General features: G+C 40.0%; 6 protein-coding genes and 1 pseudogene. 6 read left to right on the top strand and 1 reads right to left on the bottom strand.

The annotated features are described in order from the left end of the window. The first annotated feature begins 4 nt into the window (after positions 1-4). Both UABAM_RS15510 and UABAM_RS15505 read left to right on the top strand, forming a co-directional pair. Positions 5-3,940 carry a serine/threonine-protein kinase gene (locus UABAM_RS15510; protein WP_151968918.1) on the top strand — a complete coding sequence of 1,312 codons (3,936 nt, stop codon included), beginning with the start codon at positions 5-7 and terminating at the stop codon, positions 3,938-3,940. Between the two features lie 21 nt (positions 3,941-3,961). Beyond that, complete coding sequence (locus UABAM_RS15505) at positions 3,962-5,641, top strand: ABC1 kinase family protein (RefSeq protein WP_151968917.1); 1,680 nt, start codon at positions 3,962-3,964, stop codon at positions 5,639-5,641. 38 nt (positions 5,642-5,679) lie between these two features. On the opposite strand, the pseudogene UABAM_RS15500 reads toward UABAM_RS15505, so the two are convergent. Next, positions 5,680-7,080, bottom strand: a pseudogene (locus UABAM_RS15500) (alanine/glycine:cation symporter family protein); the annotation flags it as partial. 898 nt (positions 7,081-7,978) lie between these two features. Here UABAM_RS15500 and rsgA point away from each other — a divergent pair. The 4 genes from rsgA to UABAM_RS15480 all read left to right on the top strand — a co-directional run bounded on the left by rsgA (position 7,979) and on the right by UABAM_RS15480 (position 14,298). Then, complete coding sequence (gene rsgA / locus UABAM_RS15495; protein WP_151968916.1) at positions 7,979-8,950, top strand: ribosome small subunit-dependent GTPase A; 972 nt, start codon at positions 7,979-7,981, stop codon at positions 8,948-8,950. Next, positions 8,859-10,220: a 3-phosphoshikimate 1-carboxyvinyltransferase gene (aroA, locus tag UABAM_RS15490; protein ID WP_151968915.1), complete on the top strand. Its 1,362-nt coding sequence runs from the start codon at positions 8,859-8,861 to the stop codon at positions 10,218-10,220. The genes rsgA and aroA overlap by 92 nt, the downstream gene beginning before the upstream one ends. Positions 10,221-10,537: 317 nt before the next feature. Next, positions 10,538-13,381 carry a valine--tRNA ligase gene (locus UABAM_RS15485; protein WP_151968914.1) on the top strand — a complete coding sequence of 948 codons (2,844 nt, stop codon included), beginning with the start codon at positions 10,538-10,540 and terminating at the stop codon, positions 13,379-13,381. 74 nt (positions 13,382-13,455) lie between these two features. Then, complete coding sequence (locus UABAM_RS15480; RefSeq protein WP_229759427.1) at positions 13,456-14,298, top strand: protein kinase domain-containing protein; 843 nt, start codon at positions 13,456-13,458, stop codon at positions 14,296-14,298. The last annotated feature ends 2 nt before the right edge of the window (positions 14,299-14,300 follow it).

Raw genomic sequence — 14,300 nt, 5'->3', positions numbered from 1 at the left:
TGTCATGGACGAAAAACTCAAAAAATTAAAGCGTAACTACAATGATTTAGTTGTAAAACACAAATGGAGCGAAGCATTAATCATCGTAGAACAAATGCTAGAAATACAACCGCAATCAAAAATTTACTGTAATCAGGGAAGAATTTTCATCAAACTCAAGCAATACCCAAAAAGTATTGAAAGTTTAAAGAAAGCACTATCTCTAGACGCAAATAATAACGATGCGAAAGAATTGTTGGGCAAACTAACCTCTTCCGAAAAAACGCTACATGACATGGAAAGCCACTCCATGGCTGACACGTTATTTGCGGTACCACAACAAACAAGCACCTCTGTCACCTCCATAAATACCAAACAGTTTGGTCGCTACCAAATTATCGAAAAAATAGGTCGCGGCGGCATGGGAGAAGTTTACAAAGCCTACGATAATAAACTAGACCGCGTACTGGCTTTAAAAATTGTTAGCGCCATTATCGAAAGCGAAGAAAGTCGCCAACGCTTTGTCATGGAAGCCCAAGCGACAGCCAAGTTAAATCACCCCAATATTGTCGGAGTACACGATATTGGAGAAGAAGATGGTCGCAATTTTTTCACCATGGACTACATCGAAGGGTTGGCCCTACATCGTTTCATCAACGCGCAACACTCGTTACAGGACATTGTGCGTCTAATGATCGACACGTGTAAAGGCATACACTATGCACATGAACAGGGAATCATTCACCGCGATTTAAAACCAAGTAATGTCATGGTCGACGTCTCGGGAAATGTTCGTGTAATGGATTTTGGCTTAGCAAAAGTAATGCACTCAGACGCACACCTCTCGCGTAGCGGACAGCAAATGGGAACGCCCGCTTATATGTCGCCGGAACAAGCCAATGGTTATACAGTCGATATACGCACCGACGTTTATGCCCTAGGCGCCACTTTATACGAATTACTAACAGGACGCCCGCCCTTTCAAGGTGAAAATTCGTTCAATATTATTTACCAACTCCACTACAAAGATCCCGTATCCATGCGACTATTAAATCCCGATATCCCCAAAGATTTGGAGGCTATCTGCTTAAAGTGCTTAGAAAAATCCGCCAATGCGCGCTACGACAACGTAGAACAACTACAACAAGATCTACAAAACTTCCTCGATGATATACCCGTAATGGCGCAACCGATTACCCCATGGAAAAAGTCGTTCAAATGGATGAAGCGCCATAAAGCCGTAACCGGTGCCGGTGCTTTAGCAGTAATGAGTTTAGCACTTGTCGTTATACTATCTATTGTTTATTGGCAAAAAGCCGAAAAGGGCAAACGGCGCGCTATTTTAAGTGTGGCAGACCTTGTACTTATCCGTGCCAAAGAACAAATTGAAAAGCATGAATTTCGCCAAGCAGGCGTACTGGGAGGTAAAGCTTTGAGTTTACTGCAACAATACCCTCAAACGACAAAAAACGCGCAAAAAACGGCAAGAGATATTGTGGCAGCGGCCTTACGTGGCAACGGACTGGTATGGGAAACGCGTGTTATCGATAAAGGGCAAGTTCCCTTGGTTAAAATTGCCGGACAAACCAACAGTCGTTTTCTCCCGCGTTCCAATGTCATTGCCCACAGTGAGCAAAATAACTTAATTGCTGCGGCATGCAACGACGGAAGCATCAAATTTTATGATGAATTTAACGGTGACTTGTTATTCACCATTCACGATGAAAAAACGCCCATTTTATCGATCATTTTCCACCCAAATCACAAATGGATTATCAGCGGAAATTGGCATGGTGAAATTAAAATTTGGGATATATACACGCGTACACTGGTTAAAATAATAGGTAGACAAAGCGGCGCTATATCTTCCATGGAAATTTACAATAATACCCTTGCCACAGGTTCATGGACAATAGAAGATCGTCTCGGGGAATTACGTCTGTGGGATTTAGAAACATATTCTCATAAAACTTTACGTTACAAAGGTCAACCACAAAGCTTACAAATTTATGCGGGTATTGCCGATGTCAGTTTTCATCCTAATGGAAAGTACCTGGCATGCGCAAAAGGCACAAATATCATCATTTGGAATATAGACTCCGGAAAAGTAATCTCCGACAACAATGCCGGCTTCATCCCTTTAACATCAGTAGCTTATAGTGGCGAAGGTAAATATTTGGCCGTTTCTTCTTGGAATTACATCATTCAACTATTCCGACTAGACAAAACACAACAGCTCCTATCTAAACAAAAATTACTAGGCCACAAAGGTGGCGTTACACGGATTGTATTTGGAGACAAAGGGAGAATCATGGCCTCGGCTTCTCAAGACGGTAGTATACTATTATGGGATACCGATACTTGGGGAATCCGCAGCAAATTTTCAGGACACGGTGACTACGTACAGTATGTTTCCTTAAGTGACGAAAAAAAGTTATTATCTCTATCGCAAAATAGTATATTGCGTATGTGGGAAATACAAACAGATGTTCTCTACAGCATATCGCTACCTGACCCTACGGAAATAACATCCATGAGCTTTCACCCTAACGGAAAAAAAATAGCGGCATCTACATTTACAGGTAAAGTTTTTCTTATAGATGTTGCCAGTAAAAAAATCGAACGCCAATTCTCGGCACACCAACAAAAAATCACAGGGTTAGCATTCAACTCTTCCGGCTCACAAATGGCGACTTGTAGTATAGGTGGTAAAGCCTACATATGGGATACAGCGACAGGTAAACAAATAGAACAATTGCCGTTATCTCCCATATACAGCAATTTGTTTTCGGTGGTCTTCAGTCCAGACGACAAAAAACTAGTAATTTCGTTGCGCGAACAAGTTGCTAAAGTTTGGGATATAAAAAAACGTAAATTCATCGCCGACATCCCCACGGATTTCATTTGCTTCTACGCCGCATATACTCCCGATGGTAGTGAATTGGCTCTAGCCTCGCAAAACATAGTATTTGCCGACGCAAAAACATTCGAAAAAAAGCAACAATTTAACATCCATAAAAATTGGATTAGCAAAGTAAAATTTAGTCGTGACGGCAAGACAATGGCTTCGGCATCTGGTGACAGTACTTTACGAATATGGGATGCAAAAACGCGACGCCAAAAACATGTATTTAATTATAAAAGCTGGGTATGGGACATCACATTTCATCCGAGTAATAAATTTTTAGCTTGTGCGTGTACGGACAACACCATTAGAATAATAGATATTGAAAGTGGTGTACAAACACACAAGTTATTTTTTCAGTCAAAATTTAAAAGCGGTTTTGTCGTAGCATTTAACCCTGTCGATGGCTCATTAGTTTCGGCAAGTGATACGCTACTGTTTTGGAATTTTACCGCAAAAACAAGCCATATAACATTACCTCATTGGCAAAAACGCACAACGCTTCCTTTGCAAAGAAAATTTAACTTTCGTACAGATATTTCGGGCGCTAGTATCGAATATTCGTTACACACCGAACCATTATCCGTTTGCAAGCGTTTATTTAGTCTAGATGTAGACAAAAATTTTGTGGTTTCTCCCTTCTTTGCAGAAAGTGAGTGGAGAAAACCGAGCATTACGATTGATAAAGAGCAATACGTCTACTATCTGCAACAAGGAAAAAAAGCTTATAAGGCAAATGATACTTCTATGGCAATAGATTATTTCTTTATTGCTTGCTGTCTCGCAGAGACAAAAACATTGCAATTTTTGCAACAGCAAAATATCCCTTTAAATCGCCAACTAGCTTACCTCTTTCACAAACGCGCAAAAAAAATAGGAAGTTTTTCACAAAAAATACGCTATTATAATATTGCCATCCGCCTATATGACAACGCGCAATTTTACCTTGAGCGTGGCATTATTTTTCACATGTATCACAAAAATGACAAAGCAAAATTAGATTTCAGCAAGGCTTGCGCTAAAGATCCAAAATTGCGCAAAAAATTACCGCAATAATTCATTTGAATAAGAGAAAAAATGGGAATACTCAATTTTAAACGCACATATCGTAGTTTAGTACGCTTAAAGGAAATCATTCAAGTTCTGACCAAACATGGATTTGGTCATTTTGTAGCACGTCTTAACCTTGTACGCTACGTTCCAGGCTTGGGAAAACTCAAAGTTTTTCGTAAGAAAACAATGACAGAGGCTTCCATAGCTGTACGCGTACGTTATGTGTTACAAGAGCTTGGTCCCACCTTTGTAAAGCTAGGACAAATTCTTTCGGGAAGGCCCGATATCTTACCCCAAGAATTCATCCAAGAATTCAAATTACTACAGGATAAAGTTCCCCCTTTTCCTGTTGACCAAGTATTTTCTGTTATTGAAAAAGAGTTTGAACGTCCCGTACAAGAAATTTTTCACACCTTCACTAGTGAAGCTTTTGCATCTGGCTCTATGGGGCAAGCGCACGCCGCTGAATTGCCCGATCGTTCACCAGTGATTGTAAAAATCCGCCGTCCAGGAATCGAAAAAACCATTGCCACAGACATCGACATCCTACAATTTTTTGCAGAACTCATAGAATATTACATTGAAGAACTACGCATTCTCCAACCAACGCGTCTTGTAAAAGAATTCGCCAAAAATATGCGTAAAGAATTGGACTTCACACAGGAAGCATCGTACTGTGAAAAGTTCGGTAAAATGATGGCCGATGATCCACATATTAGCTGTCCAAAAGTATATTGGGATTACACAACAACAAATGTGATTGTTCTCGAACGTTTAGAAGGTGTAAACATCGGAGAGACCGAAATATTGAGGTCTCAAGGAGTGGACCTTAAAAATCTTGCGCGCGTTTTAGCTTCTTCATTTATGCAGCAATATTTTGTGAAAGGTATGTTTCACGGTGACCCTCACCCAGGTAATATTCTTGTAACCTCGACAGGAAAAATCAATCTGATTGACTTCGGCTCTGTGGGACACTTGACTCATGATTTAAAAAATCAATTATCAACGGTAATTATTGCGATTGTCAAAAAAGATATTCGCCTTATCGTCGAAGTATATTCGGACATAGGTGTTTTTACAGAAATGCCCGATAAACAAAAAGTAACCACAGACATTCTCGAATTACTAGACCGTTATTTAGGTGTTCCTCTAGAACATTTGGATATGGGAAAAGTATTTTTAGATGTTTTCAGTCTGGCACGTGAGCACAAAGCCATTTTACCACAAGACTTCATGTTACTCGTAAAATCAATGGTTACAATTGTCGCCATTGGTCGTGACTTGGACCCTAAATTTGATTTAATACAGGCGGCCTCTCCCCACCTACACAAAATCATTCGCCAAAAAATTTCTCCCAAACACATATTCAATCAACTATTTTTTAATTTTTGGACATTGTACAATCTATTACAAGCTTTACCGTCCGATTTAAAAGAATTAATGCGCCGTTTGAAAACGGGAAAATTGCAAATAACAATTAAACACGAAGCCACACATCGCGATTTGATTGAAATCGATAAAATATTCCAGCGCTTAGCGTACAGTATCATTGCAGCGGCTTTTGTTGTAGGAGCGTCTATTATGGCGACAGCGGGTATTGAACCAAAGTTCAAGGATGTTTCGATTTATGCGATTATTGGGTATGTAATTGCAGGATTGTTTATCACAATGGCAATGTTCGTTGGACCAAAGCCCATGAGATAAAAGTGGAGCGAAACTCCACTTTTAACTTTTGTGCAAATCTACTTATATCTCTTTATTTCACCACTTTGTATACGGCTCATAAAAGAAATCATGTCTTTCTTAATTTCAGGTGACAAGATATATAATCCAATAATATTTGGAAAACACATCGCAAAAATCATCGAGTCAGAGAAGTCAACAACAGGACCCAAACTCATCGACGCACCAATGATGACAAAAAGACAAAACAATACTTTATAGGTTGTGTTCGCGGCTTTACTTCGGCCAAAAATAAATTCCCATGCCTGTAAGCCGTAATAAGACCAAGTAATCATAGTAGAGAAAGCAAACAACACAACCGCCCCACAAAGAACAATCGGAAACCAAGTATAGGCTGTTGCAAAAGCAGCAGAAGTAACTTGAATACCATCACTTGCGCTATGCAGCGGTGACCATACTCCAGTATGAGGATCGACATGACCAGTAATTACAATAACCAAAGCGGTCATAGTACAAACAATTACGGTATCGATGAATGGTTCAAGAAGTGCAACCAAACCTTCTGTTACGGGTTCATTTGTTTTTACAGCTGAGTGGGCGATAGATGCAGAACCAATTCCCGCTTCGTTGGAGAAAGCAGCGCGTTTAAAACCTTGAATAAGTACCCCAACAAAACCACCGAAAGCCGCTTGAGATGAGAAAGCACTCGAAATGATAAGGCCAAATGCTCCAGGAACTTCTCCCATTCTTTGGAAAAGAATAGAAACAGCGGCTAGAACATAAATACCACACATGAATGGTACAATTTTATCGGTTACACTGGCGATACTTTTGATTCCACCGATAATTACAATGGCCACCAAACCAGCCATAACAACACCAAAAAGCCATCCAGAACCTGCAATAAAACTGTTTTCTCCACCAGTTACGGTTTGAAATTGTTGGAATGCCTGGTTAACTTGGAACATGTTACCACCACCAAACGATCCCCCCACACACATCAGTGCAAAGAACACAGCCAGAGGAAGTCCAATAAAACCAAGACCTTTGTTTTCAAGTCCCTTACTCAAGTATTGCATTGGTCCACCGGAAACCGATCCATCTTCATGAACTTCACGGTATTTTACACCTAAGGTACATTCCACAAATTTAGAAGACATACCAAGAAGACCTGCCATGATCATCCAAAAAGTAGCTCCAGGACCACCAACGGAAACAGCAATAGCAACACCAGCGATATTCCCCAAACCTACGGTTCCAGACAACGCTGCGGTAAGAGCCTGAAAGTGTGATACTTCACCTTCATCGTCAGGATTACTGTAAACACCGCGTACTATGTTAATAGATGTTAAAAATCCACGTATGTTGATAAATCCCATGTATATGGTAAATACAATCGCTGCAACAACCAACCAAATTAAAACAAAAGGAACTTTCACTTGATTGATGACATAGACAATATTACCTTCGGCATCTTTTTTAGGATTCCCGTCTTTGTCTAGCTCAGGAACATATACTAGATTACCCTGCTCGTCTTTTACATCAACAGACTTCATTTTTTGAACATAAACGGGATTTCCATCGGCGTCGGTGATAAGTTTTGTTTGCTTTTTTGCTATGTAAAGAGTATTGCCTTCGTCATCTTTTACAGCCTTGCCATCGTTGTCTTGTTTTTCAACATACACGAAAGCACCATTTTCGAGAACAAAAGATTCTTCACTCTTTTGAACATAAACAGGTTTTCCATCATCGTCGACTTTATATCTTCCCTTGTCGTCTATTTGTTGTTCGTAAATCGGTTTTCCGTCCTTATCGACCATTGGTTGCAGCTCTGTTTTTTTTACTTTTGAGCTACTGATGGGAACAGCACGAAATATAACACCGACTACTTTATTTGAGTAAGGCTGAATTGCTTCATTGATCTTTGTATCAACACTTTTGCCTACCATTTTGCGAACATAAGTAACGTTGCCATCTGCATCTTTACTTTGTATGTACAAATCGTTACCGTCTGCATCGCGTGCAGGCACCTTAACATCTTTTTTTTCTTCCTCTTTTTTTACATCTGTAGACTTTTCTTGTGGTTTAGATTCCCAAACAAGTCCAACAGTAATAAGTGTAATAAAAAGAATGGCTAGAAATTGTTTCATTAAAAAACTCCAAATATTTTTACTACTTGCACATTTTATATCTTCTGTATGATAACAGATTCGTTTTTAATGGAAAAGTTTTTTCTATGCAATCTTGGTGGACACAGTTATTACTTTCAAACAAACTTTAGTATTGTTATACTTAAGAACTTACAGCATAAAAAACAACCATACATTATTTCAAATTACAAAACAAACAGGAACAAATATGGATCTCAAACAAGGTGTTGTTACACGTGTGGATGGGAAAAGATGCCAAATCCACAGCGAGCAAAATACATACCACGCATACATTCCACATAAAGTCATTGGCGTTGATCCCAAAACATCTAAACCTCTTTGTGTCGGAGACCGAGTCCTTTTTATCGAAGATGAAGCCGAAGAAATAATTGTGAAAGAGCTCTTACCGCGCTACACGAAACTTTCACGTCGCGCCATAGGAGCTGTCGCGAAAGAACAAATTGTTGCGAGTAACATCGATCAACTTCTCATTGTAACAGCGGTCTACAATCCTCCTTTTCATCCGGGAATCGTCGACCGTTTTATCATAGCCGCGATCAAGGGAGACTTACAACCTGTTATTTGTATAAATAAACAAGATCTTTTGCACAAAGATAAAAATAAAGAGCGCATAGAACAGGTCATTGAAACATATCGCCAGCTAGAATATACCGTTGTGTGCACAAGTACAAAAACGCAACAAGGTCTAGATGAATTGCGCAACATCCTTAAGGACAAAACAACAGCTCTTGCGGGACACTCCGGCGTTGGAAAATCGTCCTTATTACTAACAATAGATCCCGACTTGACACTTGTCACGAAAAACATAAGCCGTAAAAGTCGCCGCGGACAACATGCAACAACTAGCGTAACATTAAATCCCCTGTGCATTGGAGGTTACGTTGTTGACACACCAGGTATCCGCGAACTCAATTTGTGGGAAACTTCCGTTGCAGAAGTAACAAATTATTATCCAGAAATTGCCGCATTGTCTTCTCACTGTCGTTATCGTGGATGTACACACACTCATGAACCCAAGTGTGCCGTAAAAGAAGCTGTCGAAAAGGGAGAAATCGAAGAATTTCGCTATGACAGTTATTACAATGTCATCGACTCTATTGAAAATCCAAGTATGTCTTCGCGACCCGTTGCCTTTCACAACAGAGAAAAGCCATTTTGATATGGAAAACGCTAAATTTGTCCATCTACCACAGCATATGCGTGGTGAAATACATCTACACGGTTCGAAAAGCTATACAAACCGTGCATTAATTCTTGCAGCATTGGCGGAAGGAACTTCTATCCTTTACAACTACTCTCCCAGTGATGACAGTGCTCTTCTTATTCGCGCACTACAATGCATGGGAATATCCACAACCCACCACAAAAACGCCCTACACATCGCCGGACAACTAAAGCCTTACCATGGCGAAATTAACGTCGGAATGGCAGGAACCACACTACGATTTTTGATTCCTCTTTGCTGTATTGCCGGAGGTGAAATTATCCTTGCCGGTACACCACGCCTTCATCAAAGGCCCATAGGAGATCTTGTCAATGCAATGCGCGATTTAGGAGCAAACATTGACTATCTTGAAACGACAGGATGTGCGCCGATTGTCATTCGTGGTTTTACAAATCCCACGGCGAAAGAAATTGTCGTAGATAATACCATGAGTAGTCAATTCATTAGTGCTCTTTTGCTATGTGGATGCGCTTTCCCTCACGGTTTACAACTAAAAGTCTGTGGCAAAAAAATTTCCCAATCATATATCCTCATGACACTAGAATATCTAAAAAAATTTGCCGTGGAAGTTCATGAATCTAATCAACGTGGCTACACAATAAAACCGCAAAAAAGCAATGCCACCGAAGTTTATATAGAGGGCGATGCCACAGGAGCCACTTATTTCTGGGGATTGGCGGCCATATCTGGTGGAAGCATCCGTGTGCACAATGTATCGCCAACAAGTGAGCAAGGGGATATCTATTTTGCCACTTTGCTAGAGCAAATGGGGTGTCAGGTTCACCATGGAGAAAACTGGATTGAAGTTAAAAGCAACGGTAACTTACGAGGGATCAACTGCGACATGACACTCCTTCCTGATAGCGCCCAAACATTGTCGGTCGTTGCGGCATTTGCGAAAGGAAAAACACACATCTCAGGTTTAAGCACACTAAAACACAAGGAAACAGACCGCTGTAAGGCAGTACATGATGAATTAAAGACGATAGGTATTCACAGTGAATTTGACGACGACTCACTGACCATTTATGGCGGTACGCCACAAGGAAAAAAACACATTCACACCTACGATGACCACCGCATGGCAATGTCATTTTCGATGCTAGGGTGTTTAGAAGAAGGAGTCTATATAGAAAACCCACAAGTAGTGGCAAAATCCTTCCCCGACTTTTGGGAAAAGTTATCTAGTTTGCAACAAAATTAGTAGATAATCTATTACGTAGGCAGTACAATAATCATTTTAATTGAGATTTAAGCAAGAAAAAACAAGGTTCTTACGTTTTTACTAGAAGTTGTTATCAATAAAAACATTTCTCTAGGTTGTCATCTCTGACTTGATCAGGGATCCAGCATTCTCAAGACAATTTTATATTGCTAGGTTCCTGCTTTCGCAGGAATGACACATCACCGAAGTTTATCTTCATAAAAATAAACAACGTATATTTTGCTTGCTTTATTTAAATTGATAACAAACTCAAAATTGACAATAAAATTCGTTAAGAATCCATAAGGAAAAAAGTTATGAGTGAAGTTATACCTCCAAGATATAATTTTTCAGAAATCGAAGAACAAATTTATCAAAAATGGTTGGACCAGGGTTGTTTCAATGCGGCCTTATCCCCCGACGGAACGGTTTTAGATGAAGAAAGAGCAAAAGCAGAAACATATACCATTGCCATCCCCCCACCAAACGTAACCGGACGTTTACATATGGGGCATGCGCTAAACAACACCATACAAGATATGCTCATTCGCTACAAAAGAATGTGTGGTTATGATGCGCTATGGATTCCAGGAACAGACCATGCAGGCATTGCGACACAAACAGTCGTAAAAAAGATGCTTGACCAGCAAGGAATTGACTATCGCGAAATTGGTCGCGAAAAATTTGTAGAGTATGTATGGGAATGGAAAGAAAAATACGGAAACGTTATTCTCGATCAACTACGTAAAATGGGCTGTAGTTGTAACTGGGAACGCACGCGTTTTACCATGGACGAAGGTCTATCTCGCGCAGTAAATCGTTCTTTCAAAAAGCTATATGACGAAGGTCTCATCTACCAAGGAACACGCATTGTAAACTGGTGTCCTGTTGACCGCACAGCACTTTCCGATGACGAAGTAGAGACAAAAGAAGGTGGAGAATCTGGTCACTTATGGCACATTAAATATCCCGTTGTTGGCGCAGAAGACGAGTATCTCATCGTCGCAACGACAAGACCTGAAACCCTTTTTGGTGACGTAGCAGTAGCTGTTCATCCCGAAGACGAACGCTATCAAAAATACATAGGCCAAAAAGTAAAATTACCTCTGACAGACAGAGAAATTCCGGTCATCGCCGACGATTACGTAGATAAAGCTTTTGGAACAGGATGTTTGAAAATTACTCCGGCACACGACCCAAACGACTTTGAAGTGGGGAATCGTCACAATTTCGAACCTATCAACGTAATGAACGAAGACGCCACAATGAACGACGAAGTTCCAGAAGCATACCGTGGACTAGATCGCTACAAATGTCGTCGTGAGGCAGTAAAGCACCTAAAAGAGCAAGAACTTCTAGACAAAGAACAAAAATACAAAGTTCCGCTAGGACGTTCTTATCGCTCTAAAGAGGTGATTGAGTATCGTTTATCCAAACAATGGTTTGTGAAAATGGACTCTTTGGCCAAAATGGCCCTAGAACGTCACAGTGAACTCAATATTCAGCCAGAACGTTGGAACAAGGTATATTTTCACTGGTTAAATAATATTCGTGACTGGTGTATTTCGCGACAAATTTGGTGGGGACACCGTATTCCCGCTTGGTATCATAAAGAAACAGGCGAAGTACTTGTTAGTGAAGAAACACCACAACAAGTTTTGGATAATCCCGATGTATGGAGGCAGGAAGAAGACGTACTCGATACATGGTTTTCTTCCGCGTTGTGGCCGATGTCAACGCTTGGATGGCCAGAACATTCCTCCGATTTTAAACGCTATTTTCCCACCACAACGCTTTCTACCGCAAAAGATATTATTTTCTTTTGGGTGGCGCGTATGAATTTTAGCGCTTTAAAATTTGAAGATGCGTTTCCTTACAAAAATGTATACATTCACCCGACCATTCTCGATGCCAAGGGTGAAACGATGAGTAAATCAAAAGGAAACGGGATTGACCCACTTGTTGTTATTGATGGTGCCACAATCGACGATTTAAAAAAGCCAGTAAACGAAGCGCGTCCAAGTGATATGAAAAAACGCCTAAAGGAAATTGAGAAAAACTTTCCTGATGGTTTCGAAGCTGCCGGAGCAGATGCAATGCGTTATACTTTACTGCACCAATGCTCGACAGGACAAGAAATTCGTTTATCTCTAAATATTTTTTATGACATTGGTCGTAGATTTATGACAAAGCTGTGGAACGCAGCGCGTTTTATCTTCATGTATATCGACCAAGAAAAAGACAATAATTCTCCCGAAGATTTCGCGGCACACCTTAGTGATGAAGATCTATGGATGCAGGGAAAGATTCAACTTGCCACCAACAAACTACGTGAGAACTTAGATAAATACGATTTTTCTCATTTGGGGGAAATTTACTACCAACTTATCTGGAGTGACTTTTGCGATTGGTATGTTGAACTATGTAAAGCAAGACTTACATCAGAAGACGATGTTCAAAGAAAAACAGCTCTACACAGTCTAATCACAGCGTTTGCCGATATATTGCGTCTATTTCACCCGATTGCCCCATTTATCACCGAAGAGTTATGGAATAAACTCATTGAAGTAGGAGATAAGAGTAATTTATGGGGAAGTAAACGTCCGGAGTCGCCATTACTTGTTATGGAAAAATTTCCCGAAAGTCAAGAGCCCGAAGATTCATTGCAAGCAATTATCGCCAAATTCAATAAGTTACAAGATATTGTCACTTTGGTAAGAACCCTGCGTGCTGATTATACCATTAAGCCAGCACAAAAAATTCGCGCATATATCCTTGCCAAAAATGAACTCGCACAATCGTTACTTTCGGACAAAGAAAGTCACCGTAGTATAATACGTTTAGCGAACCTGGACAGTTTAGAAATTATAGAAAACGAAAGTGCTAAACCACAAAAAACAGTGACATTGCTAGATTCGAGCTGTGAAGTTTACGTGGATATTCACGAGTTTGTGGATGTAGACAAAGAATTGGAACGTTTGCAAAAAGAAATACAACAAGTTGAGAAATATATTGCAAGTATTAGCAAAAAATTAGATAATCGTAACTTTGTGGAGCGAGCTAAGCCTGAAATTGTTGCTGCTGAACGTGCCAAAGCACAAGAAAACCAGGAAAAATTGGAAAAATTGAAACACCTACACAAACAATTTGCCAATTTTTAGATTAAAACAATTGGTGGGGAATCTTGTAAAATTTCCCCACCAATTTCTTCAAAAGATAGCGGGAATTACCAGTGATGAACACAGTTGACAACTATAAAATAATAGAAAAAATCGCCAATGGAGAGTATGGTGATATTTACAAAGTACAAAACGAAGAAGAAGAAATTCGTAGTCTTATTACACCATTGATGAGTGCATTAAAAAATAATGAGTTATTCCAAAATGTTGTCTATAAGCACTTTTGGGGAAGCGATACTATTCGCCAAGGAGAACAATTGCGCGGAGAACGTTCGCGTATTCCACTAGCCTTAAAGGTTTTAGAACGCGAAACACCTTTGCCAGAAGACTTTTCCGACAACTTCCAACAGTACTTTGCCAAAGCAGTAGATTTCAATCACGATAATATTATTGATGTTCATCACACAGGCTCTATCGATGGCAAAATTTACTATGTAATGGAGTACGTCAACGGTGTTTCCATTGGTAGAGAAATATCCACTTGCGGAGCTTACTTTGAACCAACGGCATGTCGCATTGTGTATCAAACATCACAAGCGCTAAGTTATTTGCACGAACGAAATGTTGTTCACTGCGAAGTTAGCTCGAAAAGTATTATACTCTCGAATAACAACAAACCTAAACTACATACCAAATTACATCGTGCTGCTTGTCGCGATCGCTGGGGTATAAAAGACGAAGCCAACAATAGCCCTCTAATTAAAGATATCCGCGATTTGGCCGTTGTTTTTTATGAAATGCTTACCGGAGAAATCGCCGAAGGTGAAATCAATATAGATGACGTTGAAGCCTCGGATGGAGCAAAAGAAGTTCTACAAAAAATGTTAAGTAGCTACACCGATTGCCAAGAGATTTGTCACGATTTACAAGAAAAAGACCTACTGTCTGTTAAGTTCTGAGA

This window comes from Candidatus Uabimicrobium amorphum (assembly GCF_009002475.1).
GTDB classification, from domain to species: Bacteria; Planctomycetota; Uabimicrobiia; order Uabimicrobiales; family Uabimicrobiaceae; genus Uabimicrobium; species Uabimicrobium amorphum.
This window is presented reverse-complemented; position numbering and strand designations above follow the sequence as displayed.